Origin of the sequence: Frankia sp. CcI49 (genome assembly GCF_001983215.1) — a bacterium.
Classification (GTDB): Bacteria; Actinomycetota; Actinomycetes; order Frankiales; family Frankiaceae; genus Parafrankia; species Parafrankia irregularis.
Genome location: NZ_MOWP01000006.1, coordinates 137,181 through 162,206, shown reverse-complemented (window position 1 = coordinate 162,206; position 25,026 = coordinate 137,181). Strand labels below are relative to the sequence as shown.

Below are 25,026 nucleotides of genomic sequence, written 5' to 3'. Positions count from 1 at the left end.
CGGGGTGGGAACGCCACCCCGGTCGGCTTCTCGCCTACAGGATCAGATGATCAGATGTCTGGTGTTTCGATCGGCCCGAACGCGCCGGCGGCGCGCGCGGCGGCGATCCGCTCGTCGTCGTAGCCGAGTTCGCCGAGGATCTCGGCGGTCTGCTGCCCGGGGGTCGGGGCCCGCCGTGCCGGCACCGGGTTGCGGCCGTCGAGGCGCACCGGGAACGGCAGCTCGTCCACCCCTAGGTCGGCGGCCGGCAGCCAGGGCAGCCGGTCGGCGAACTGCGGGTCGGTGTCGATCGCCTCGGGTGAGTTCACCGGCGACAGCGTGGTGTCGACCTCGCCGCCGAAGCGCACCCACTCGGCGGTCGTGCGGGTGGCGAAGATCTTGCGCAGCTCGTCGCGCAGCTCCACGTCACCGCGGGCGTGGTCGGCGTACTCGGCGCCGGGCCGGGCCTCGTACAGGTCCATCCGGCCGACCCCGGCGCAGAAGTTGCGCCAGAACCGCCGCTCCGAGGCCATGAACAGCACGTGGCCGTCGGACGTCGCGTACACCTGGTAGCGCACGGCGTCGCGCATCCCGCCGGTGCCCGGGGGGCGGCGCTCGTAGTTGTCGGACGGGTTGCCGGTGACCTCGTCCTCGGGGCGCTGGTAGGCCCGGTACGTCTCGATCCGCAGCCAGTCCATCGCGGCCGCGGCATCGGACTGGCCGACCTCGACGTGCCGGCCCTGCCCGGTCTCGCGGGCGGAGAGCACCGCGGCGACCAGCGTCAGCGCCCCGTACAGGGGCCCTGCGTGGATGCCGATCGAGGCGTGGTCGGGCAGGTAGGTGAAGCCGTCCTCGTCGACGGCGGGGGCGACCACCCCAGCCCAGGTGTCGTAGGCGATGCCGTGGCTGGGCAGGTCACGGTATGGACCGCTCGCCCCGTAGCCGGAGATCGACGCCAGCACGATCCGCGGGTTCAGCTCGCGCAGGGCGGCGAAGCCGAGGCCGCGTCGCTCCAGCGCACCGGGGCGCATCGCCTCGACCACCGCGTCCGCGCCGCGGACCAGGTCGTGGAACACCGCGACCCCCTCGGGCGTGCGCAGGTCGAGGACGATGCTGCGCTTGCCCCGGGAGATGTGCAGGTGCAGCAGGGACACCCCGTCGACGAACGGCCAGACCATGCGCCGTACGTAGTCGCCGCCGGGCGGCTCCACCTTGATGACGTCCGCGCCCAGGTCGGCGAGGTGTGTCGTGAGCGCGCCGGGCCCGAGCATCGACACGTCGACAACCCGGACGCCGGCGAGCGGCGCTGTCGCGTCGGGCATCCCAGCACTCCGTTCTTCCGGACTCGATTGAATAACTTATATAATCTGCGACTGTCGCGTGTCGCGTTGTGGGTGATACCGCCCGTCCCGGCGGCCGCGGCACCGGGCCGTACATCGGTGCTCGAAGCCGGGCCGGCCCTCCCGACGGCGAAGGGTGCCACATGAGCACGCGACCACAGGCTGCGGTGACGACGGCAGACACCACGGCGACGACAACGGTGACCACGTCGGCGGACCCGGCGCCGGGGGGCATGGCGTCGGCGCACCAGGCCTCGGCGGAAGTGGCGTCGCCGGAGACCGCGGGCAGTCCAGAGCAGGTGCCGGCGACGATCCCGGCGGCGCTGGCCCGGGCGGCGGCGCGGTGGCCACACGACGAGGCGATCGTCGACGGTGACCAGCGGCTCACCTTCGCCGATCTCGACGCGCGCACGGCCGAGGTGGCCCGCGCGCTGGTGGCCTCGGGCGTCCGTGCCGGTGACCGGGTCTCGGTGTGGGCGCCGAACACCTGCGAGTGGGCGCTGGTCGCCCTGGGTGTCTACCGGGCCGGGGCGGTCCTCGCGCCGATCAACTCCCGCTTCAAGGGCGCCGAGGCGGCCCGGATCCTGAGTACCGCCGGCTCCCGGCTCCTGTTCGTCGTCGACGGCTTCCTCGACACGGACTACCTGGCGATGCTCGCCGAGCAGCCGGCCCCGCCGGCGTTGGCGGAAATCGTGCTCATGGGTTCAGCCGCAGGCCGGGCGGGGGCGACCGGCTGGCCGGACTTCCTCGCCCGCGCCGAGGGGCAGCGCGGAGCCCTCGACGCCGAGGTGGCGGAACGGTTGGCGGCGCTGAGCGGCGATGACCTGTCCGACATCGTGTTCACCTCGGGGACGACCGGCGCGCCGAAGGGCGCCATGCTCACCCACGGCGCGTCGACCGGTGTCTACACCTCCTGGTCACAGCTCGTCGGGCTGCGCCACGGCGACCGCTACCTGCTCGTCTACCCCTTCTTCCACGCCGCGGGACTCAAGTCGGGGCTGCTCGCCTGCCTGCTCGTCGGCGCGACACTGGTGCCGCACCCGGTGTTCGACGTCCCGAGCGTGCTGCGGCGCGTCGAGCAGGAGCGGATCACGATGCTGCCCGGCCCGCCGGCGATCTACCAGAGCATCCTCAACACCGACCTGGCCGGCTACGACCTGTCCAGCCTGCGCCTGGCCGTCACCGGCGCGGCCGCGGTACCCGTCGAGCTGGTCCGCCGTCTGCGCTCGGAGCTCGGCCTGCAGACGGTGCTCACCGCGTACGGCCTCACCGAGACCACCGGCACCGCCACCGCGTGCCGGCAGAACGACGACCCGGAGACGATCGCACTGACGTCCGGCCGGGCCATTCCGGGGGTGGAGGTCCGGGTCGTCGACGACACCGGCGCCCCGCTGCCGCCGGGGGAGCCCGGGGAGATCGTCATCCGGGGCTACAACGTGATGCGCGGCTACTTCGACAACCCAGAGGCGACCGCCGAGGCGATCGACGCCGACGGGTGGCTGCACTCCGGCGACATCGGGGTCCAGGACGAGGCCGGCAACATCCGGATCACCGACCGCAAGAAGGACATGTTCATCGTCGGTGGCTTCAACGCCTACCCGGCGGAGATCGAGGCGATGCTGCTGGAACACGGCGGGATCGCGCAGGTCGCCGTGATCGGGGTGCCCGACGAACGGCTCGGCGAGGTTGGCATGGCCTTCGTGATCCCCCGGGCGGGAGTGACCGTCGACCCGGCCGAGGTGATCGCGTGGAGCCGGGAGCGGATGGCGAACTACAAGGTGCCCCGCCGGGTGGAGGTCGTGGACGCCCTCCCGCTGAACGCCACCGGCAAGATCGTCAAATACGAGCTGCGTGACCGGGTCCGCGCGGCGGAGCAGCGGGCCGGGGCCGATCAGGTCGGCTAGATCGGCGCCGCGCGGGTCAACACCCGTCCTGGCGGTCCTGGCGGTCCTGGCGGTCCCAGCGGCCCTGGCGGCCCGGTTGGGCCTCCAGCGCCAGCCACCGGCGCACCTGGCGTGGGCTGCGCAGCCGGACGACGCGTGACCAGGCGTCAGCCTCGGTGATCGCGGTGACGAGGCGGATCCGCCCGCTTCGGGGGTAGGTCCACAGCCAGGCCAGGAACTCCCCGGTGACATGCTCGGGGCAGCCTGGCCGCACGTCCGGGCGAGTCCGGCCGTGCCATCTGATCCGCCGCCACAGCACCCGTGGGACGGTGACGCGACGTGGCAGGTCGAGGAAGAGAATCAGGTCGGCGGCGGGAAGCCGGAGGTCCAGCGTGCCGGCGTAGTTGCCATCCATGATCCACTGTGGTGCGCCGAGGAGCCGCGTGAGAACCTCGCGCCAGGCGTCGTCGGGCATCTCGACCCATCCCGGGCTCCAGAAATGCTGGTCGAGATGGACCACCGGAAGCTCCCAGAGCTCACCGAGCCGTCGGCTCAGTGTGCTCTTTCCCGCCCCGCCGCTACCGACAACCAGAACCCGCTGGGCGTCCATTCGGCAATGGTCCCGCCTGGAACCGGCGACCGGGTGCGGAATCCCCCGATGGCCGGCAGGGGTTCCGGTGAGATCTACGTCCGGTTCCGCCGGTCCCACTCCCGCATGCGTCGGGGATAGCCGACAACCGCCGCGTCGTACACGGGGAGCGCGAGATCGCGGGCGAGCCGGCGGGCGACGGCAGGCCCGCCCACCCGGCGCCGGATCCAGGCGCCGTCACTGTCGACGGCCACGACCGTCGCGTCGGTGGCGGTCGTCTCCGGTTCCGCGTAGAACTCGACTCCGAGCCGCTCGCATGCGAAGCGGCGCAGGTCCGCGAGGTCACCGATGGTCGCCTCGCGATCCAGGACGGTTCGCCGTTCGGCGTGCCGCCACAGCAGCCAACGGTCCCTGATACCCACACCGGCTCCTGTCCCCGCATGGCCGCCGAGCGACCGTCGTCCCCGTCATCTCAGCAAAGGCCCGCAGCCCTAACGGGAGCTTAAGGAACATGCAGAAGAACCTGGGGAACGCGGATAAGCATGCAGCCTGCCGTGGTTCGGCCCGCGCAGCCGATGCTCCGGATCGCCGAGGCCGAGACTGCCCACCATCTGTCCAGAAATCGGGCACGGAGGTCTGCCGGCAGTCGGGTCCGGCCGGGACATGGTTCGGAGCAGGCAAAGAACACTCGCCGTCACGGTAGGATCACCCGATCCCGTCGCCGCCTCGTGTCAGCCGCGGGATGCGAAATCTGGATTCGCGCCATGACCTGGGCTGGAGGCGATGTGCGGTCGGAATCTGGGGGTCCGGGTGGGCTGGCCGATCCGGTTCCCGGCGGCCGCCCCGGCGACGTCGAACTCGCCGAAGAACTGTCCGCCCGGCTGGCCGGTGCCGGCGTGAAAGGGATCGCCTTCTGCTATGTCGACACCGCGGGAATAACCCGGGTGAAAGGGGTTGCCACGGCCGCGCTGGCAGCGGCGGCGAGGTGGGGTGTCGGCATGTCCCCGATCTTCGACATCATGCTCGCGGACGGGTCGATCCCGCCGGCGGATCGCCTTGGTGGGCCGGTCGGGGATCTCCGGCTCTATCCTGACCTCGGCCAGCTCACCGCGCTGGCAGGCCAGCCGGGATGGGCGTGGGCCCCCCTCGACCGGATCGAGCAGGGCGGCTCCGTTCATCCCGGGTGCAGCCGAACGCTGCTGCGGCACCTCCAGTCCCGCCTTCAGGACGAAGGCCTGGACTTCCAGGCCGCCATCGAGATCGAGTTCGTGCTCGCCCGCGGCGACACGCCGGCCGACGAATTCGTCCCCGCCTGTGGCGGACCCGCGTACGGAATGACGCGGATGATCGAGATGGCCGCGTTCACCGAGGACCTGTTGGCCGCCCTCGCCACGCAGGGAACAGAAGTGCACCAGCTGCACCCGGAATATGCACCGGGGCAGTTCGAACTGTCGGTGGGAGCACTCGACCCGGTGCGCGCCGCGGATCGCAGCGTCGTCGTCCGGCAGACTGTCCGGGCCATCGCCGGCCGGCATGCGCTGCGTGTTTCCTTCGCTCCGTCGGTGGTGGCCGGTGAGGTCGGCAACGGCGGGCATGTCCACCTCTCGGCCTGGCGCGACGGGGTCAACCTGTTCGCCGGCGGAAGCGGCAGGTACGGCCTGACCGGCGCGGGGGAAGGAATGGCCGCGGGTGTTCTCGAGGCATTGCCGGCGCTGGCCGTTCTCGCCACGCCGAGCCCGTCCAGCTTTCTGCGCCTGGGCCCCACCCGCTGGTCGGGCGCCTACGGCTGTTGGGGCTATGAGAACCGGGAGGCCGCGCTCCGCCTGGTCCGCGGGAGCATCGGGCAGCAGGCCGACGCGGCGAACATCGAGGTGAAGTGCGCCGATCTCGCGGCCAATCCATATCTGCTGCTGGCGGGGCTGCTGTTCGCCGCCCGCGACGGCCTGACCCGAGGCCTGAAGCTGCCGGCGGAGGTCACCGTCGACCCTGCCTGCCTGAGCCACGAAGAACTGGCCCGCGACGAGATCCGCCGCCTTCCGACCACGATGACGCAGGCGCTGGACGAGTTCGCCCGCCGCCCCGACCTGCAGGCCTGCCTCGGCCCGACCCTGACCGAGGCGATCGTCGCGGTCCGCCGCGGCGAGGCGGCCCGGATGGCGGACGCCGAACCCGCCGCGGTGGCAGCGGCCTACAGATGGGTCTACTGAGGCGCGACGGGTTCGCCGAGCCGTGGGAGACGGCCCGCCGTCCGCTCAGCGGAGCTGGTAGTCCTTGAGCAGGGCACGACCGATGATCATCTTCTGGATGTCGCTGGTGCCCTCGCCGATGAGCATGAACTTGACCTCGCGCATGAGACGCTCGATCTCGTACTCCTTGGAGTAGCCGTAGCCGCCGTGGATCCGGAAGGAGTCCTCGACGACCTCGTTGGCGTACTCCGAGGCCACCATCTTCGCCATCCCGGCCTCGACGTCCATGCGCCGGCCGGTCTCCTTCAGCCGGGCGGCCCGCACCATCATCGTGTGCGCGGTCTCGACCTTGGTCGCCATGTCCGCGATCCGGAACAACACCGCCTGATGGTCGGCGATGACCTTGCCGAACGTCCTGCGCTGCTGGGCGTAGGCGACGGCCAGCTCGAAACCGCGCCAGGCCAGGCCGCAGGCCCGGGCGGCCACGTTGACCCGGCCGACCTCGACCCCGTCCATCACGTGGAAGAAGCCCTTGCCGGGCTCCCCGCCCAGGATCTGCTCGGCCGCGATCTGGTGGCCATCCAGGAGGAGCTCGGTGGTCTCGACGCCCTTGTAGCCCATCTTGTCGATCTTGCCGGGCACGGTGACGCCCTGCGCGGTCTCGCCGAACCCGGCCTCCTTCTCGAGGAGGAACGTCGTCATGTTCTTGTAGACCGACTCCGCGCCCTCGTCGGTCTTGCACAGCAACGCCACCAGCGTCGAGGTGGCGCCGTTGGTCAGCCACATCTTCTGGCCCGTGATCGAGTACGACCCGTCGGCCTGCTTCGTCGCCTTGGTCGAGACCGCCGACACGTCGGAGCCCAGGCCCGGCTCGGACATCGAGAAGGCGCCGCGGACCTCGCCGGTCGCCATCCGCGGGAGGTACTTCTTCTTCTGCTCCGGGGTGCCGTGCTGCATGAGCATGTAGGCCATGATGAAGTGGGTGTTGATCACGCCCGACACGCTCATCCAGCCGCGCGCGATCTCCTCCACGCACAGCGCGTAGGTCAGCAGCGACTCACCCAGGCCGCCGTACTCCTCGGGGATCATCAGCCCGAACACGCCGAGCTCCTTGAGCCCGTCGACGATCTCCTGCGGGTACTCGTCCGCGTGCTCCAGCTCCTGGGCGACCGGGATGATCTGCTCGTCCACGAAGGTCCGCACGGTCTTCAGGATCTCGATCTGGTCCTCGGTGAGTCCCTCGGTCTGGCACAGTCGCGACATCGCTTCCCTCTCTGGTGGCGTCGAAGGCTAATAATGCTGGAGAACGCCTGGCGCGGGTGGTCGTCAGCCGGTGCGGGCCCAGTCGTCGACCGTGGTGACCAGGGCCTGCGGGGGGAAGACCTTCTCGGTCAGGAAGCCGTGCATCTGCGGGTCGGGGTCCGCGCAGGCATCGGCGAGGACGACCAGCCGGTAGTCGAGGTCGGCGGCCTGGCGCACGGTGGAGAGGACCACGCCGCTGGTGGAAATGCCGGCCAGGACCAGTGTGTCGGCCTTGGTGGCGCGCAGCAGTACGTCGAGGTCGCTTCCGCTGAACGCACTCACCCGGCGCTTGGTGACGACCGGCTCGTCGGGCCCGGGTGCGAGCGAGGTGTGGATCTGGGCGGCGGGCTGGTCCTCGACCGGCGCGCCGCCAGCCCGGCGCAGCGTGTCGAATCTCGCATTGGTTTCGGCGATCTCGGGAAAACCGGCGCGGAAGGCGACCCGGACGAAGATGACCGGAATCCCCCGGCCCCGGGCGGCACCGACCGCGCGCCCGGCGGCCTCGAGCACGGGCGGTGCACCCGCCGCGCCCAGGCGCTCGACGATGCCGTGCTGGAAGTCCATGACGAGCAGAACGGGCCGGGACCCGGACATGTTGCCTCCCGAACAGGCTGAGCTGACGTCAGCGGACGTAGGCCGTGTACGGCGGGGTCAGCGTAGGCCGTGGCGGCGGGCGACGGCCTTCTCGACCACGGCACGGGGCAGCAGGCGACGCAGCGCGAAAACCAGCCCGGCGTTGCTGCCGACCGCGTAGAGCGGCCTGGGATGGCGCGCCTCGATCGCCCGGAGCACGGTGCGGGCGACCTCGGCGGCCGAGATCCCGCCCGCCTCGTTCGCGTCGAGGGCGGCGAGCATCGTGTGGTACTCCGCCGTGAAGGGGGAGCCTGCGGCCAGGTACTGGGTGCGCCGCTGGCTGATCCCGGTGTTGATCGAGCCCGGTTCGACCGTGCTGATCCTGACCCCGTAGGGGGCGACCTCGCGGCGGGCGGCGTTCGCGAATCCCTTGATGGCCGCCTTGGATGCCACATAGGACGAGCGGTACGCCAGCGGGAAGCTCGCGAGCATCGAACCGATCATGATCACACAGCCGGAGCCGCGTTCACGCATGCCGGGGAGCACGAGCTGGGTCAGCCGGATGGCGCCGAAGACGTTGAGCTCGAAGAGGCGCCTGACCGCCTCGATCGGAAGCTCCTCCAACGGGCCGCTCTGGCTTTCGCCCGCATTGTTCACCAGGACGTCGACCCGCCCCACCGCGGCGGCGCAGCGCTCGACGGACGCCTCGTCGGTGAGGTCGAGCGCGATGAGCTCCACCCCCGCGGGCGGGCTGCCGACCGCCGCCGGGTCACGGCTGGTGCCGACAACGCGCAATCCCCGCCTGACCAGAGCTTCGGCGACGGCCGCGCCGATGCCCGAGGACGCCCCCGTGACCAGGGCGACCCTGGCGTTCTTGCTATTCCGCGGAGGACTGGCCATGTGCGTCCCTCATCAGGTGTGTCCTTGGATGAGCTCGTTGGCGGGCGGGCAGGTAGCGCGCCACCAGGGGGATCGCGCAGGCGACGACGATGCCGGCGGTGAGGGCGGCGGCGTGCAGGCCGCTCAGCGAAGGTGTGCTCGCCACGGTCGTCACCGACTCGTCGTCCGTCCGGCGGCTGCTGAGAATCGTACCGAGCACCGCGACGCCGAGCGCGCCGCCGACCTGCCGGGTGGTGTCGTTCATCGCCGAACCGACGCCGGCCCGCTCGCGGGGCACGGACGACATGATCGACGAGGTCGCCGGGCCGAGGGTCAGTCCCATTCCCACCCCCACCCCGCAGGTGATCGCCACGACGACGCCGAGTGACGTCCCGCTGTCGCAGAGCGCGAGCGCGGCGAAGAAGACGGAGAGTGCGCCGAGACCGGCGGTGATGACCGCGCGGGCGCCGGCCCGCTCGGCCAGCGGCGTCGCGACCCGGGTGGCGACCAGGAAGAAGACGACGGCCTGCGGTGCCACCAGCGTGCCGGCACCGAGCGGGGTGAGGCCGAGAACCTCCTGCAGGTACTGCGTCAGGATGAACGACGTCCCGTACATGCCGAAGAATGTCAACGCGATCGCGAGGCTCGCGACGCTGAACCGCGGGTCGCGGAAGAAGCCCAGATCGAGCATGGGAGCTCCGGTGCGGAATTCCCAGGCTATGAACGCGATGAGAAGTACGGCGCTGACAGCGAAGGCGGCGAGGACGGCGGGGGAGAGCCAGCCGTGGGTCGGTGCCTCGATGATCGCGAAGAGCAGGGCGACCAGGGTGAGTATCGAGAGCGCGGCTCCGAGGGGATCCAGCCGTCGGGCCGACGGGTCCCGCGATTCGGGGACGTACAGAAACACCAGCACCAGGACCACGGCGACGATCGGCAGGTTGACCAGGAAGACCGACCCCCACCAGAAGCGGGACAGCAGGAGCCCGCCGACGATCGGCCCGCTCACCGAGCCGATCGCCGAGACCCCCGACCAGATTCCGACCGCCACCCGGCGTTCCCGGTCGTCGGTGAAGACGTTCGACAGGATCGACAGCGTGGCGGGCATGATGAGCGCGGCACCGAGACCCATCACGCACCGGCCCGCGACCAGCTGGTCAGGCGACGAGGCCAGCGCCGACAGCAGCGAGCCCGCGGCGAAGGCGGCGAGGCCGCAGGTGAGAAGGCGTGCCCTTCCGAAGCGGTCGCCAAGGCTGCCGGTGGTCAGCAGGAGCCCGGCGAAGACGATGATGTAGCCCTCGTTGATCCATTGAAGCTGGCGCACCGAAGCGGAAAGACCACCATCGGCGCCGGGGGCACGCAGGGTCGGTAACGCCACGTTCAGGATCGTGGCGTCCAGCGCGATCAGCGCGAGGTTCGCGCACAGCACCACGAGTACCAGCCAGCGCACCCGCTGGATGTGTGCTGGCCGGCCGAGATCCGCACGGTGGCCCGCCGCCCGGCGAACGAACGACGGTGCTGGATGAACGAACGGCAGAGCTGGACGCATGTGTGCCTCACTACGCCGATGGTCGAGGCGGGCGCCGCTCGCCCGCCCGCCCCGCATCAGGCCCTCGGGTGGCGCCGCCCGGTGACGAGCCCGTCATCGGCCACTGGCCGTTGGAACGGGGCCGGCCGTAGGATGGGCGTCACTGGATGGATAAAATATACAGCCCTGGTCCCCGAGGATATCCGCAGGCATAAGCGCCTCCAGCGCTCGCAGCGGACTCGTCATCTGAGTCGTGACGCGGCAGTTACGCCTGCGGGGCGTCCGTGAGGCCGAGGGCGGTGGCGAGCACGGCGATCAGGGGCTCGCGCAGCTCGTCGGCGGAGGCGGTGGACAGCCGGGGGAGGGTGCCGGCGTCCCTGGCGACGCCGACGCCGAACAGCAGCGCCACCGCGAGCTCGGCCGCAAGCTCCGGATCGGGGCCGGTGATCGTGTCGCGCAGGGGCAGGAGCACGGTGTCGAGCCGTTCGCGGGTCGCCTCGCGCGCGGCGGCGTCCACCTCGCGTCGGAACACGTTCTGGGCGGCGGCGCTCACGCCGGTGGACGTCCACCTGGTGATCGCTCGGTCCACCAGAGCGCTGACCGCGGCCAGGGGCTCCACCGGCTCCCCATCGTTCGGCCTCGCGGAGCCAGCCGCGCCAGCCATGCCGACTGCGCTGGTGGTTCGGGTCGTGCCAGCCGTACCGACTGTGCCAACGGTCCCAGTCGTGCTGGTCGCGGTGTCGCCGGCCTGGGCGACGGATCCCGCGGCGGATTCGCTGGTGCCATTCCCCGACTGCGCCGGGGACGGGGGGGCTGGCGGGCCCGGATGATCCCCGGAGCTCTGGCCAAGGAGCGGATCGGCCGCCAGGACGGCCTGGTACAGCCCCTCCTTGCCGCCGAAGTAGCGGGCGATCAGGGCCGGGTCGACGCCCGCCCGATCCCCGACCGACCGGATGGCGGTGCCCGCGTAGCCGCGTTCGGCGAACAGATCGGCCGCCGCGGCCAGCAGAGCCTGACGGCTACGCGCCGCGTCGCGCCGTCGGGTGGTGTTCATGGTTCGACATCATCGGCCATGACGAGTCCGGAGGCGGCGGCGTCCGCCGCCTCCTCCTGCAGAGTCTCCAGCTCCGCCTGCCGGGAGGCGGGCACCGCGGGCTCGCCGGCGCGCGGTGAGCTGGGCAGAGCCAGTGCGGCGAGCATCGCCAGCACGCCGACGCCGCCGGCGATGACGAACGCCACCGTGTAGCCGCTGTTGCTGGGTTCGGTGGCACCAGCTGGGGTATGGGCGGCGAGCATCGCCGCTCCGAGCGCGCTGCCGACCGAGCCGCCGACGGTGCGCAGCACCTGGTTGAAGCTGGTGGCGCTGCCCGTCTCATGCGGCGGTACGGAGCCGATGATGAGGCCGGGCATCGCCGCGAAGGCGAGCCCGATACCCACTCCGAACAGGAAGGTGGCCCCGCCCAGCTCGACGAGATGGTCGTGCCGGACGGCCAGGCCGAACTCGGCGAGGGCGACCGCGAACAGGCCGACCAGCAGCAGGCCACGGCCGCCGCCGGTGCGTGGGCCCAGCCAACGTGACCACCGGCTGGCCAGCACCGTCCCGACCGCCAGCGGCAGGATCACCAGGCCGAGCACGGCCGGTGACGCGCCGAACCCGTAGCCGGTCGACGTCGGGGCCTGCGCGAGCCGGTTGATCAAGGTCATCGCGTTGAACATGCCGAACCCGGCGAGAATCGCGCAGACGTCGGCGATGAGGACCGGCCGGGCGGCAAGGTACTTCAGCTCGACCAGCGGATGCGCGCTGTGCAGCTCCAGCATGATCCACGCAACCAGGCAGACGACTCCGGCGCCGAACAGCGCGATGATCCGCGGCGACGTCCAGCCCCACGATTCGCCCTCGCTCAGCGCGACCAGCAGCGGGCTGAGCCCGGCGGCGAACAGCAGCGCGCCCACCAGGTCGACCGGCCCGCGGGCGGCTCGGGTGCTCGCCCTGCCCGGCACGACGGCGAGCACCGCGGCCATCGCTGCCGCCGTGAGCACGGCCGCCACCCAGAACCCGGCGTGGTAGTCGAACGATTCCGCGATCAGCCCGCTGAGCGGGTAGCCGAGGCCCGCGCCGGTCGCGACCGTGATCGACAGTGCGCCGATGCCCGCGGCCAGCTGGCGCGGTGGCAGCAGGTCGCGCGCGATCGCCAGCGCCAGCGGCATCAGGCCCACGCCGACGCCCATGAGGCCGCGCCCGACCAGAAGCTGCGTGAATCCGTTCGCGGTGGCGGCGAGGAGGGAGCCCGCCGCGACGGTGCCGAGCCCGGCGAGCAGCACGGTGCGCCGGTGCGGCCCGTCGCCGAGCCGGCCGAGCAGGGGAGTGGAGGCCGCGCCGGTCAGCAGGGTCAGGGTGAGCAACCACTGGGCGTCGGAAAGCGACACGTGCTGGGCGTCCGCGATCAGCGGGATCAGTGGTGTGCCCAGCGTGCCGATGACCGCGATCACGAGTCCGCAGTAGATGAGGACCCCGAGCAGCAGGCCGGGACGGGGGTGGGTGTGCGCGGCGACCGCACCCGGCTGCTGGTGGGCTCCGGACCGCTCGTCGCGGCGTGTGCGGTCGGTTCGTGCTGGTCGGGCGGGGTTCGGCTTCGCGTGCACGTAGCGTCCCAACGTCTGAAGCAGGTTTGTCATCGCATGATGTCATCGAATGAAGACATGCGTGAAGGGGTGGCGTCGGCAACCCTGTCGCCGGGACTTCTTGTGGAGGTGAGACACTCGCCCTCTTGTGTTTCACCATGGGACGTGTGGAGTGATTTGGTGTGAGTCAGCCTTCGCGTCGATGCGCCCCACCCGACGAGTCGTCGCCCCCGCCGCGCGGTACCCGGGTACGCGATCGTCTGCTGCGACGGATGTCGCTGGGGTCGGCCTCCGTGCTGGTCCTCGCCGCCGCCGCGGGGTGTTCGGGGTCCGGATCAGGCGGCGTCGAGGCGAACGCCTGCACCAGTCCCGGGGTGACCAGCACCCAGGTGCGGCTCGGGCTCGTCCTCTCCGACTCCGGCCCGTCCGGTGACGTCTTCTCCCCGGCCCGGTCCGGGGTGGAGGCGAGGCTGGGCCTGGCCAACGCCGAGGGTGGCGTGCACGGCCGTCAGGTCGTCTACGAGTGGCGCGACGACGAGGACCTGCAGAGCCGCAACGCGCTGGTGACCAGGGAACTCGTCGGGTCGAGACAGGTGATCGGCCTGGTGACCGTCACCACGGCACTCGAGGAGTCGACGGACGCGCTCACCGAGCAGGATGTGCCCGTCGTGGGCCTGCCCGGGAGCCCGGACTGGGCCGAGCACCCGAACATGTTCTCCTACGCCTATGACGCGTCACCGGTGACGATCGGGCGTTACATCCAGGCCAGTTCAGGTAGGAAAGTCGCCCTCGTGCTCTCCGGGATCGCGGGCAACACCACCGGAGCCGCCGATCGCTACACCCAGGCGCTGCAGTCGGTGGGACTGAAGGTGGTGGGAGCGGTCTCCTACGCACGCCTGGCCGACAGCCCCGCGCAGATCGCCCACAAGATCGCCGCTCTGGGTGCGGACTCCATCGTCGGCCTGACCACGGCGGAGGACCTCGCCGAGATCCTGCCCGCCATCCGAACCACCGTGCCACGCCTCGTGGTCACCGTCGCGCTGAGCGGGTACGACCATGCGCGGCTGGCCAGGCTCGGGCCGGCGCTCGCCGGTGTGTCGTTTCCCGTCTACTTCCGGCCGTTCGAGGCCGGCGGTCCCGCCATCGACCGCTATCGCGAGGCGATGAGCCGCTTCGCTCCGCAGGCCGTCCGGGCCGAGCAGGAGTACTCGATGAACGCCTACATCTACACCGACCTGTTCCTGCAGGGGCTGGAGAGGGCCGGTGCCTGCCCGACCCGCGCCGGTGTCGTCAGCGCCCTGCGCGATCTCACCGGCTACGACGCCGGCGGCCTGGTCAGCCCGGTGAACATGAGGAACAACTCCGATGTCCTGCTGGAGTGCTACGCGTTCGTGCAGGTGAACCCGACGGGCGACGCGTTCCAGCCCGTTCGCGAGCGGATGTGCGCCAACGGAGAATGACCGTGGTCATGAGATGAGGTGATCCGCAGGATGGCCGAACCTGTCCGGATGGGGTTTCTGGCGCCGACGTCCCGAGAGGAGGTCGCGGAGCTGGAGGCCCTGGGCGCGCATTCGCTGTGGGTGGGTGGGCATGTCGCGTCGCTGAACCCGACTCGGGAGCCCCTGGTCTGGCTGGCGAGGCTGGTCGAGCAGACCCGCACCGTCCGCATCGGCACCGCCACCCTGATCCTGCCGCTGTATCCGCCTGGCCTGCTTGCCAAGCAGCTCGCCGACCTGGACGAGGCATCGGCCGGGCGGCTCACGGTCGGAGTGGGAGTCGGCGGGGAGTACCCGTCCGACTTCGATGCCTGCGGGGTTCCGCGCGAGGAGCGTGGCAGCCGCGCCAACGAGGCGATCGGGCTGTTGCGTGCCTTCTGGACCGCTGAACCGGTCACGCATGCCGGCCGCCACCACCGTCACGACCAGGTGCGGATCCACCCCGCTCCCGCCCAGCCGGGTGGACCGCCGATCGTGGTGACCGGCCGCCGTGACCCGGCGATGCGCCGCGCGGCCCAGCTCGGCGACGGATGGATGCCCTACCTGTACTCGCCGGAGCGTTACGCGGCCTCGGTGGCCGAGATCCGGGCCCAGGCCGAACGCGCCGGCCGCGATCTGCGCGACTTCGGCTGGTACGCGTACGTCTTCGTCAGCCTGGACGACGACGAGGCGCAGGCCCGAGCGGAGGCGGAACAGTTCCTCGGCGGCACGTATCGGGGCGACTTCTCGGCCATGCTGCAGCGCGTCGCCTGCGTCGGCACGGCGGAGCAGGTGACCGCACGGCTGCGCGCGTTCGTCGATGCCGGCGCCGAGCACCTCGTCCTGGTGCCCTGTGCCCGTGCGCCGCAGACCCGCCGCCGGCTGCTGGCGGAGGTGCTGCCGGCGCTGACCCGCTGACCTGCTGAGCTACGCCTTCGTTCAGGTCAGCCCCACGGGTGACGCGTTCCAGCCCGTACGGGAACGGATGTGCGCCGACGGACGCTGACCGGTGGCTCGTGGGTCGCGCCGCTCGCCGTGGGCGCGGCCGTCCGGGGGACCGGCGCCGTGCGCCTCAGGCCGAGGCTCCTGATCGCGCGTCGCCTGAGCCGGCCGGCGTCCTGGCGAGGTTCCCGCCGCGGAAGACCGCCCCCGCCCGAGCATCCGGTTGATGACGCCGGAAGTCCGATAAGTCTGGGATCTGGCTGATGCCGCATGTGGCATCCTGATCCGGGCATGCGCCGGACGGTGACCGAATCGTGACCTGACTCGCGTGCCTCCTTCTGTGTCCGGGGTCGCCGCCGTCGTCAGATGCACCTGCGAGGGGGGGCACCCGGAGCGCAATGACTGACAGGGGGCGTACGTCATGACATCGCTCGGTGATGGCCCGCAGTGGCGGCCTCAACCGCCTCGCGAGCGCCGGGACCCTCCGCCGCGGGCTGCCGCGGGTCGCCCTGGGAGACCTCCGGGAAACGTCGAGCGGCCTGACGCACGGCAGGGCGACGGCCGGTCGCAACAGTCCCGACCGGAGGATGCCGCCGGCGGACGGGGAGCCGGTCCGCGAAACGGTCCGCTCCCGGAAGGCGATGGCCAGCCGGACAAGAACAATGAACAGGGCGCGGACAAGGAGGAGAAGAGTCGCCGGCAGAAACGGGACAGCGCCGCCCAGGAAGCAGGAGACCTCGTCAGGGACCGCGCGAGCGCCGAGGATGCGGCATTTGTCGGCGCCGGGGTGAACGCGGCACGGCTGAACTTCACCGTCGCCGGCGGAAATGTGATCTTCGGTGGTCAGCAGGATGCCGTCGTCGGCACCAGCGGCGTCGGGTCTGGCGGCGTCGGGAAGCGTGTCCCCGGTGTGATCAGCGATCGTGAACTGGCGAGAGTCGTGCACACGTTCGTGAAGCCGCCGGTGTACCCGAAACTGCGGCAGGCCCTGTCGGGCCGGCATCTGGTGGTCCTGCGCGCGAGCCGCGGCTGGGGCCGCACCGCTGTCGCCGAACACCTTCTCCACGATGTCCTGACCGCCGCGGATCCCGACGGAACATCGCGGGCGCGGATTCGGATCAGCCGGCTTGGGACGRATGTCGAACCGGGTGAGCTGGGTATCGCGGATCTCACCAGTAGTCCGGACGCCACCGCGGGAACGGCGGGCGGCGCGACGAACCCGCCGGGCCGTGGGTTCCTCCTGGACGTCGGCGTGTTGCCGAACGCCGAAACCCTGCGCGGCAGCGACCTCGAACGGCTCGCCCATGATCTGGTGGCCGCAGGTCTGTATCTGGTCGTGACCGTGGACGCGGACGTCGCCTTCGGCGACGAGCTCGAAGGATTCCTGCACGAGGGTGGACCGGCACCGGACACACTGGAACTGCTCGCCGCTCACGGGGCCCGCGTGCTGGCGATCGACCGGGCGCAGGCCGGGACGGCTGTAGCCGCCGATCCGGAGCTGGAACTGATGGCGCGGGAGCTCCAGCGTGAGGGCGTCCGCACCGAGGCTGTCGCGGCGCTGGGCGAGCGGTGGGCGCGAGGCTGTGGTGCCGCCCTGATGCGAGGTGATCCGGTTGAGCAGGCGATGCGTGATGATCTGCGGCAGTGGCTGAAGGAACAGATCGACAGCCAGTTCGTGGAGTGGATGACGGCCACCGAGGACCTCACTCACCGGGCCTTCGTCATCGCCCTGGCGGTCTTCAACGGAATGCCGTACTCCAAGGTCACGCGGCTTGGCCGTGATCTCGAGACACGGCTGCGGCGTGCCCTGCGGCCCGCCGGGCACCTCCTTGACGGCCGGGAGGAGACCAGCCTCTCGCGCGGAGACCTGGATGACCCGACTCGTGAGAACCGCCGGGTGCCAGCGGGGCCGCCGTTGTTCAGCGGGCCCCGGGGGCCGCGGTTGGAGGCGGCCCGAGCAGCGGTCGGGATCGGTGTCGATGAGACCCCGTACGGCGACATCACCGTCGAGCTCGTGCGACTGCGTACGGACGGGTACGCGTGGAAGATCCTCAACTGGCTGTGGCATGAGCAGGACGGCGTCCACAAGGTTCTGGTCGAATGGCTCTCGGCGCTGGGCGGCGATCGCGACCTTCTGGTGCGGGTGCGTGCGGCGGCCGCGGTCGGCCTGCTGACAAGCTGGGGCTTCGACGAGATGCGGTCACAGGTACTGCTGCGGTGGGCGGATCTGGACCGGCCCTCGGAAAGATCGGCCGTGGGTATCGCGCTGGGCCTCGCCGTCCATTACGAGCCGTCGCTACTGCCTGTCGTCACGAAGATGCTGCGGGACTGGAAGTGGCACACTCTCGTTCCGCAGCGGCGGCACGCGGCCGTCCGCGCCTGGGGGGCGGGCCTCGGCTCGGCCGATATCGGAGCTGCGCTTGACCAGATTCTCTGGTTGATCGGGCTGCTCGAGACCGAACGCGTCATCGACGCCGATGCCCACGACAGCGTCGACTACGCGCTGATAGGCGAGGCGGCGCAGAGCGTCCTGGAGCTGTTCGAGTGCCCCACGCACGATGCGACCGCCATCGTCGTGAAGGCGCTTGCCGAGTGGACGGAGAAGGAAAATCCGCGCCGGACGCGGCTCATGGGCCTTCTCGGCTTCCTGCGCATCGCGCTCCACGCGAAGGTCACCGAAGGCCTCGACCCGGACGGGCGGCCCACCCTGCTCGCGCTGAGCATGCCCGGTCGGCCGACCGGGCCCCGGACGCTGCGGCTGGTGGCGGTGCTGTGGGGGAGAGCTCTGGCGGAACCAGTGACGAACGAGATCGCGCTCGGCTGCCTGCGCGAGTGGGCCGAATACGCGGAACTAGACGGAGAGACCTCCCGGACGACTCTCGCGCATGTCGTCTGGGAGTCGCTGGAAACGCCGGCGGACTTCCGGAGAATGTGGCGTTCCTTCTCTTTCTGGGAGGAGACGTGCCCTCATACGTCTCGGGAGGTCATGGCGGTGATCGGGAGATCCGTTCAAGAGGAGAACCATGGTCCACGGTAATTTTCCGCCGGTCGGCCCATCGGAATGGCAAGGGCTGTGGTCTCTGGTTAGCCCGCGGTGCGACGTCCCCTTCTTCGGGAAGCCCCTGGCGCCACCAGGCTGGCAGCTGGCGTACGCGGACGGCCGCGGCTCCTACTACTATCTGCCGCCAGGTGAGCGCCTGAACAAGTCAATATGGCGTTACTATTACCTGGTCGACGGGCGAACCTATCATCTCAAGCTGTCGGTGGAGTCGGCGAGCACCGCCAGTGCATCCCGTTTTCAGGTCGAGGTCTGGGCTCGCTGGAGAATCAGCGGTCCGATGGACTTCCTCCGGCAACCGCTGGAGCCGGCGGGGCACTGCTGGGCCATGATCATGGTTATCCTGTCGGACATAACGAGGTCGGTGCGTCCGGATTCGGCGGCGTTGGCCCAGCATCTCGTCGACGCCAAACGTGGTGTCGAATTCACCATCGGCAGTGGACTGGTCGTCTGGCTGGACAATGTCATCGTCGCGCCGCCGAAGGGATTCGAGGAGCTGCAGGTCGAACTTGAGCGCGGCGAGGTGCAGGTCAATGTCGACCGGTTGCGGCAGTTCCGGAGAAATGAGCGGCGGGTCGACGACTTCGACTTCGAGGCGGTGCAGGAGGAGACGGAGAGGACGGCTCGTCGGGATCGGGCCTCCGCGTTCCTGGATCGCGTTGACGAGGGCCGCAGGCCGGCGGGCCTGGAGGACGGCCGATTCCGGCGCCGCGCCGAACTGGTCGCCACCGACGGCGATCACTACGCCGGCGCATCCTTCGATGACGACCTGGTGGACGAGACATCCACGGTCGGCGACGAGGCGGATGAGGATGGGAACGGCGGTGACGGTGGTGACCGATGGTGACCGATGGGCCTGGCGGAGCCCTGACCCGCGGGCCGAGCACGGGAGCCGTCGTGCGGGTGCGCTACCGCGGGGGCGGCTCGGGGCTCCCGTGCTGCACACCGATCACGCTGGCCTGGCGTCCGCCGAAAATCACGTTGCCGCCGTGGACGATGACAGTCGCACCGGCCGGACCAGCTTGTACGGCCGCGGCCGGTGCTTCGTGGTCATCGTCGCCGGGCCACGCAGGCGCCCGAGCGGTTCCCTCGGATGCCTGCGTGATTCCCAGCGCCTGGCGAAAGACCTCGTTGTCCGGATATCGCGCCGCCGCGGCGATGAGGACGCGCAGCCGCCCGTCAGGCAGCCGGCCCGCGCCGATGTCGGCGCTTACGGCATGCCAGAACTCGAACGCGTTCGCCGCCTGTCGCGGGTGGTACTGCGGGCCAAGGCCGGCCGACGACAGCAGGTGCCCCGCGCCAGTGGGCGTCGGGAAAACTCTGGCCAGCTCGTCGACCTCTGCATCGGTCAAGGGATCAGCCACAGTTCCGCCCGTCTCCGTGTTCCGAATGCGGTGCCAACCGAGGTGCGGTGCCAACCAGGGAAAGAAACGACTCCCGCTGGTCAAAGTGACAAGAACATACCATCCATCCCGCGATTTCAGGCCTGGTGCGCGGAGGCTTCGATGGCCGTTTCGGTGACCGTCAGTTCGGCGAGGCGGAGCAGGTCACCGGCTCTGACCTTGCCGACCTCGGTGCGGGGTAGCTCGTCGACCGACACGAACCGGACCGGGACCTTGTAGGGGAGGAGGCGGTCGCGGGCGGCTTTCCGCAGGGCCGCCGAGTGCACCGTCGCACCCGGCCGGGGCACGACGAAGGCCCAGGGCACCTCGCCGAGCCGGTCGTCGGGGACACCTACGACCGCGCAGTCGGCGACCTCCGGGACCAGGCGCAGCACCTCCTCGACCTCGCCGGGGAAGACCTTGAGCCCGCCGCGGTTGATCATGTCGGAGACCCGGCCCTCGATCCAGATGAAGCCGTCCGGGTCGATGCGGGCGATGTCACCGGTGCGGAACCAGCCGTCGGCGGTGAGCCGGTCGCCCAGCGCCGAGCCGTCGGCGTAGCCGGCCGACACCGCGGGGGTGCGGACATGCAGCTCACCGGGCTCGTCGACGGGAAGCTCGGCACCGTCCGCCCCGACGATCCGCGGGGTGACACCGGCGTGGGGGCGGCCGATCGAACCGAGCTTGGACTCGCCGAACTCGCGGGAGTCGGCGGCGTTCCAGCCGATGATCTCCCCGCCGATCTCGGTCTGGCCGTAGCAGTTGAGCACCATGACGCCGAAGCGGTCCCGGAACATCCGGGCCCGCAGCGGGGACAGCGGGGCGGTGATGCCCCGCACGTAGCGCAGCGGCGCCAGCGAGGTGATCGCCGGGTCGTCGGTCAGCATGTTCATCGCCGCCGGCGGGAGCACCGTCGAGCGGATCCCGTGCCGGGCCACGGCCGCGGCGAAGGCCGCCGTCGTGAACGTCGGCATGATCACGACCGGCGCCCCGACCCGGAACGCGAACAGCACGTTGTAGATGCCGGCCGACAGCGACATCGACGTCGGGATGAGGTTCGGCATCGGCGCCTTGCGCCGCGCGAGGTCGCCGGCCGCGGCGTCGCCGACCAGCTTGCGCAGCACCGGTTCCAGCAGCGCCAGGTAGCCGGAGTGCCGCAGCAGAACGGGCTTGGGCCGCCCGGTCGTGCCGGAGGTGAACTGCACGAGCGCGATGTCGGCGTCGTGGGCCGGCACGTCCGGAGCCTGGAGCGTGCCCGTCTCGTTACGCCATCCGATCGATCCGGCGGCCTCGTCGTCGACGGCCACGATCACCGGCCGGGTGGTGTCCTGGAGCCGCTCGGCCCAGGGTGCCAGGGTGACGACGGCCGCCGGCTGGACGGCATCCACCAGGTGGCCGATCTCCGCGTCGGAGCTGCGCGGGTTGAGCGGCACGTACACCGCCTCGGCCGACCACACGCCGAACATCGCGGCGACCACCTCGGCGGTGTTCGGCAGCATCACCGCGACCGGGTGGCCCGGTCGCACCCCGACCGCGCGCAGGCGCTCGGCCAACGCGTCCGAGCCGGTGCGCAGCGCCGCCCGGGTGACCACCTGCTCTTCGACGAAGACAGCGGGTGTGGTCTCGTCGTCCGGCCGTGGTTCGAGCAGGTCGACCAGCCTCATGGGCGGGTACCGCCGGCGGCCTCGGGCCCGGGAATGGTCAGCCCGAGCAGGCCGGCCGCGTTCCCCCGCGCGATCTTGTGAATGTCGGTCGCCGACAGGTGACCGAACTGGCTCGCCGCGGCGGCACGGGACCGCGGCCAGGTGCCGTCCTGGTGCGGGTAGTCGGTCTCGAAGACCACGTTGTCGATGCCGATCCGGTCGAGCAGGCCGACACCGACCGGGTCCTTGAAGAAGCAGCTGTAGACCTGCCGGCGGTAGTACGTCGACGGCGGCTCGGGGCAGTTCTGCTGGCCGTGCGCCCAGCCGCGGTGGGTGAGCCAGACGTCGTCGGCGCGGTCGAGCACGTAGGGGATCCAGCCGATCTGCGCCTCGGCGTACATCAGCTTCAGCGCCGGGTGGCGGTGCAGCACCCCGGAGAACAGGAAGTCGACCAGGCTGGCCGCGCTGTTGCCGAACAGGATGGTGGCCGCGACGGCCTCGGGTGCGTCCGCCGAGGTCTGCGGGGTCTTCGTGCCCGAGCCGATGTGCATCGACACGACCGTGCCGGTCTCGGCGCAGGCGGCGAAGAACGGGTCCCAGTACCGGGAGTGCAGGCTGGGCAGGTCCAGGTAGGCGGGCAGCTCACTGAACGCGACGGCTCGCACCCCGCGGGCGGCGTTGCGGCGCACCTCGGCGACGGCCAGGTCGACGTCCCACAGCGGCACGATGCACAGCGGGATGAGCCGGCCGCCCGAGGTGCCGCACCACTCCTCGACCATCCAGTCGTTGTAGGCCTGGACGGACAGCAGCGCCAGCTCCTTGTCCTTGCCCCACAGGAACATCTGGCCGCAGAACCGCGGGTAGTTCGGGAAGCTGAGCTGTGCCTCGACCCCGTTGAGGTCCATGTCGGCCAGCCGGTCGGGAACCTTCCAGCAGCCGGGGCGCATCTCGTCGAAGGTGATGCCGTCCATGGTCACCTCGTCGGCCGGGACGCCGGCGGCCGCGATGTAGCGCTTGAGGCTGGTGTGGCGGCCTTCGTAGACCCACCAGGCCACGTCCGGGCCCTCGGTGCCGGGTGCCTCGATGTAGCTCGACCCGACCAGCTTCACCTCGCCGGCCGGTGCGTGGACGACGTGCGGGCCGGCCTCGCGGTAGCGCTGCGGAAGCCGGGAGCTCCACACGTCGGGAGGCTCGACCACATGTGCGTCCATGTCGATGAGCCGCGGGATCCGGGCCACCGACGTCTCGTCGACCGGCTCCTGGGCCGGTGCCTGCGTCAGGTCATGCGTCATCTGATCTGTCAAGATCGCCTCGCCATGTCGACCGGTTCGCCTGCTGCTGCCTGTGCCGGGCCGGCGAAACAAGGAATCGCCTCGGCTGCAGAGAGGATAATGTATATGATATCGATAGCCAACTGTCGCAGGTCAGACGGTCTGGCCGCAGCGTTCGAGTGCGGATTCGAGGAGGTCGGCCTTGCCGGAACCAGACGTGGACTCGGCCTCGCCCGCGGCGCCGGCGCTGCGGCAGATCGACTGGTCGCGGCTGTTCTCGCCGCGGGTCGTCGCCGTCGTCGGCGCGACCGACACCGAGGGTAGCCCGCAGCGGGCCCAGTGGACACAGGTCCGCGAGCGCCTCGGCGCGCTCGGCGCCGACGTCGTCCCGGTGCACCCGAAGAAGAACGACATCCTCGGCGTTCGGGCCTATCCGTCCGTCGCCGAGCTGCCCGCGGACCCGGACGTGGTGGTCGTGCTCGTCCGTGACCCGCTGCCGGCCGTCGAGGAGGCGGTGGCCCGCGGGGCCGGCTTCGTCATCGTCTTCTCCGCCGGCTTCTCCGAGCTCGGCACCGCCGAGGGCGACGCGGCCGAGGCCCGGCTGCGTGAGCTGGCCGCGGGCTCCACCCGCATCATCGGCCCCAACACCAACCTCAACATCTTCGAGCCCTGGAAGCAGGGTTTACCTGGACGCAAGCTCGCGATCATCACGCAGTCCGGCTACCAGGGGCGGCCGATCACCCAGGGCCAGGTGCTCGGGATCGGCATCGAGATGTGGGCGACGCTGGGCAACGAGACCGACATCGAATGGGCCGACGTCGCCGGCCATCTCGCCACCCGGCCCGGCGTCGGCGCGATCGCGACCTACGTCGAGGGCTTCCAGGACGGGCGCGCGTTCATGCTGGCCGCCGACGCCTGTGTGCGGGCCGGCATCCCCATCGTCGCGATCAAGGTCGGGCGCAGCGAGGAGGGCCGGGCCATGGCCGCCGCCCACACCGGCCACCTGACCGGGCCGGATGCCGTGCACGACGCGGTGTTCGAGCAGTACGGCGTGATCCGGGTCGACGACATCGACGAGGTCATCGAGATCTCCGGCCTGTTCTGCCACGCCGGCCTGCTCCCGGGGGCCGGTGGGGTCGCCGTCTACGCGATGTCCGGTGGCACCGCGTCGCACGTCGCCGACCTGTGTGGCCTGGCGGGCGTGCCGGTGCCGCACTTCACGCCCGAGACGGTCGCCGCCCTCGGCGAGTACATCCCCTGGTACCTCAAGCGCGACAACCCGGTCGACTCCGGCGGTGTGATCACCGCGCGTCCGGAGAATCGCCGGGTACTCGAGATCATGCTCGACGACCCGAACGTGGACGTGCTGTTCGCGCCGATCACCGGCGTGTTCCCGGGTATGAGCGACGCGCTGGCCCGCGACCTGATCGCGTTGCACGAGCGCGCGCAGGCCGGGCAGGGCAAGCCGGTGGTCGCCGCCTGGACGTCGCCGATCCGCGACGACGACGCGTACCGCGCGCTGTGCGCGGCCGGTGTGCCGCTGTTCCACTCGTTCGGCGCCGCGGTGCGCGGGCTCGGCGAGCTCGGGCGGTTCTCCCGGCTGGTCCGTGAGTACCGCAGTCCGTTCACCGCGGAGGCCGAGGGCAGCGTGCCGCGGGCGTCCGCGGGGGCCACCACACGGGCGCGGGCGCTGCTGGCGACCCGCTCCGGCGCGCTCAACGAGGTCGACTCCAAGCAGCTGCTGGCGGCCTACGGCATCCCGGTGGTGACGGAGCGGCTCACCACCTCCCCGGACGAGGCGGTCGCGACCGCGACGGAGCTGGGCTTCCCGGTGGTGCTGAAGATCGCCTCCGCCGACATCGCGCACAAGTCCGACCTGGGCCTGGTGGCCGTGGGTGTCGGGGACGCCGACGATGTGCGGGCGACCTACACCCGGCTGACGTCCACCGCCCGCTCGGCGGCCCCGGACGCCCGAATCGACGGGGTCGTCGTCGCCGAGATGGTGACCGACGCGGTCGCCGAGGTGATTCTGGGCCTGTCGCACCAGCCGCCGTTCGGCCCGACGATCACCTTCGGGCTCGGTGGTGTGTTCACCGAGGTGTTCGCCGATGTCGCCTTCGCGGTGCCGCCGTTCGACGCGGACCGGGCCCGGGCGGTCATCGAGTCCACCCGGGGCGTGCGGCTGCTACGGGGCGCGCGCGGCCGCCCGGCTGGCGACATCGACGCGCTCGTCGAGACGATCATGTGTCTGCAGGCTCTCGCCGTCGACCTCGGCGATCAGATCTCCGAGCTCGACATCAACCCGATCATGGTGCGGCCGGCCGGCCGGGGTGTCGTCGCGGTCGACGCGCTCGTGATCCCGCGCCGGTAGCCGGCC

Annotated in this window: 19 protein-coding genes; 7 read left to right on the top strand and 12 right to left on the bottom strand. The window is 70.9% G+C overall.

Annotated elements, in window-relative coordinates:
• Positions 1-50 precede the first annotated feature (50 nt).
• The gene (locus CcI49_RS04865; RefSeq protein WP_054567553.1) at positions 51-1,301 is read right to left on the bottom strand and encodes a CoA transferase; all 1,251 of its coding nucleotides are present in this window, start codon (positions 1,299-1,301) and stop codon (positions 51-53) included.
• Positions 1,302-1,462: 161 nt separating this feature from the next.
• On the opposite strand from CcI49_RS04865, the gene CcI49_RS04860 reads away from it, so the two are divergent.
• Complete coding sequence (locus CcI49_RS04860; protein ID WP_241839900.1) at positions 1,463-3,223, top strand: FadD3 family acyl-CoA ligase; 1,761 nt, start codon at positions 1,463-1,465, stop codon at positions 3,221-3,223.
• Between the two features lie 16 nt (positions 3,224-3,239).
• On the opposite strand, the gene CcI49_RS04855 is transcribed toward CcI49_RS04860, so the two are convergent.
• Positions 3,240-3,812, bottom strand: a complete 573-nt coding sequence (locus tag CcI49_RS04855) for an adenylate kinase (protein WP_076824595.1) — start codon at positions 3,810-3,812, stop codon at positions 3,240-3,242.
• A gap of 74 nt (positions 3,813-3,886) precedes the next feature.
• On the bottom strand, positions 3,887-4,213 hold the full coding sequence (locus tag CcI49_RS04850) for a hypothetical protein (protein WP_054567551.1): 327 nt from the start codon (positions 4,211-4,213) through the stop codon (positions 3,887-3,889).
• Between the two features lie 363 nt (positions 4,214-4,576).
• Between CcI49_RS04850 and CcI49_RS04845 the strand changes: the two genes are divergently transcribed.
• Positions 4,577-5,998 (top strand): glutamine synthetase family protein, encoded by a 1,422-nt coding sequence (locus tag CcI49_RS04845; protein ID WP_241839899.1) that lies wholly within the window; start codon positions 4,577-4,579, stop codon positions 5,996-5,998.
• A gap of 45 nt (positions 5,999-6,043) precedes the next feature.
• Here CcI49_RS04845 and CcI49_RS04840 read toward each other — a convergent pair whose 3' ends face one another.
• The 6 genes from CcI49_RS04840 to CcI49_RS04815 all read right to left on the bottom strand — a co-directional run bounded on the left by CcI49_RS04840 (position 6,044) and on the right by CcI49_RS04815 (position 12,932).
• A complete protein-coding gene (locus tag CcI49_RS04840) occupies positions 6,044-7,240 on the bottom strand; it encodes an acyl-CoA dehydrogenase family protein (RefSeq protein WP_054567549.1) in 1,197 nt (398 codons plus the stop codon).
• Positions 7,241-7,303: 63 nt separating this feature from the next.
• A complete protein-coding gene (locus CcI49_RS04835; protein WP_076824591.1) occupies positions 7,304-7,873 on the bottom strand; it encodes a cysteine hydrolase in 570 nt (189 codons plus the stop codon).
• Positions 7,874-7,930: 57 nt separating this feature from the next.
• The gene (locus CcI49_RS04830; protein WP_076824589.1) at positions 7,931-8,752 is read right to left on the bottom strand and encodes an SDR family oxidoreductase; all 822 of its coding nucleotides are present in this window, start codon (positions 8,750-8,752) and stop codon (positions 7,931-7,933) included.
• Positions 8,730-10,277: an MFS transporter gene (locus CcI49_RS04825; protein ID WP_076824587.1), complete on the bottom strand. Its 1,548-nt coding sequence runs from the start codon at positions 10,275-10,277 to the stop codon at positions 8,730-8,732. Before CcI49_RS04825 ends, CcI49_RS04830 begins: the two co-directional genes overlap by 23 nt.
• A gap of 244 nt (positions 10,278-10,521) precedes the next feature.
• A complete protein-coding gene (locus tag CcI49_RS04820) occupies positions 10,522-11,310 on the bottom strand; it encodes a helix-turn-helix domain-containing protein (RefSeq protein WP_054567545.1) in 789 nt (262 codons plus the stop codon).
• Positions 11,307-12,932 (bottom strand): MFS transporter, encoded by a 1,626-nt coding sequence (locus tag CcI49_RS04815; protein WP_241839898.1) that lies wholly within the window; start codon positions 12,930-12,932, stop codon positions 11,307-11,309. The genes CcI49_RS04820 and CcI49_RS04815 overlap by 4 nt, the downstream gene beginning before the upstream one ends.
• Before the next feature lie 128 nt (positions 12,933-13,060).
• Here CcI49_RS04815 and CcI49_RS04810 point away from each other — a divergent pair, with 128 nt between their 5' ends.
• From CcI49_RS04810 to CcI49_RS04795, 4 genes are all read left to right on the top strand, one after another.
• A complete protein-coding gene (locus tag CcI49_RS04810; RefSeq protein ID WP_083473365.1) occupies positions 13,061-14,338 on the top strand; it encodes an ABC transporter substrate-binding protein in 1,278 nt (425 codons plus the stop codon).
• Between the two features lie 30 nt (positions 14,339-14,368).
• Complete coding sequence (locus CcI49_RS04805) at positions 14,369-15,271, top strand: LLM class flavin-dependent oxidoreductase (RefSeq protein WP_054567543.1); 903 nt, start codon at positions 14,369-14,371, stop codon at positions 15,269-15,271.
• A gap of 811 nt (positions 15,272-16,082) precedes the next feature.
• Complete coding sequence (locus CcI49_RS04800; protein ID WP_076824585.1) at positions 16,083-18,332, top strand: hypothetical protein; 2,250 nt, start codon at positions 16,083-16,085, stop codon at positions 18,330-18,332.
• On the top strand, positions 18,319-19,200 hold the full coding sequence (locus CcI49_RS04795) for a hypothetical protein (protein WP_241839897.1): 882 nt from the start codon (positions 18,319-18,321) through the stop codon (positions 19,198-19,200). Before CcI49_RS04800 ends, CcI49_RS04795 begins: the two co-directional genes overlap by 14 nt.
• Positions 19,201-19,261: 61 nt before the next feature.
• Here CcI49_RS04795 and CcI49_RS04790 read toward each other — a convergent pair whose 3' ends face one another.
• From CcI49_RS04790 to CcI49_RS04780, 3 genes are all read right to left on the bottom strand, one after another.
• Positions 19,262-19,717 (bottom strand): effector-associated domain EAD1-containing protein, encoded by a 456-nt coding sequence (locus CcI49_RS04790; RefSeq protein ID WP_131831004.1) that lies wholly within the window; start codon positions 19,715-19,717, stop codon positions 19,262-19,264.
• A gap of 116 nt (positions 19,718-19,833) precedes the next feature.
• Positions 19,834-21,399 carry a class I adenylate-forming enzyme family protein gene (locus tag CcI49_RS04785; protein WP_076824581.1) on the bottom strand — a complete coding sequence of 522 codons (1,566 nt, stop codon included), beginning with the start codon at positions 21,397-21,399 and terminating at the stop codon, positions 19,834-19,836.
• Positions 21,396-22,682: an amidohydrolase family protein gene (locus CcI49_RS04780; protein WP_083749308.1), complete on the bottom strand. Its 1,287-nt coding sequence runs from the start codon at positions 22,680-22,682 to the stop codon at positions 21,396-21,398. The genes CcI49_RS04785 and CcI49_RS04780 overlap by 4 nt, the downstream gene beginning before the upstream one ends.
• 169 nt (positions 22,683-22,851) lie before the next feature.
• Between CcI49_RS04780 and CcI49_RS04775 the strand changes: the two genes are divergently transcribed.
• On the top strand, positions 22,852-25,020 hold the full coding sequence (locus CcI49_RS04775; RefSeq protein WP_076824577.1) for an acetate--CoA ligase family protein: 2,169 nt from the start codon (positions 22,852-22,854) through the stop codon (positions 25,018-25,020).
• Positions 25,021-25,026: the final 6 nt, after the last annotated feature.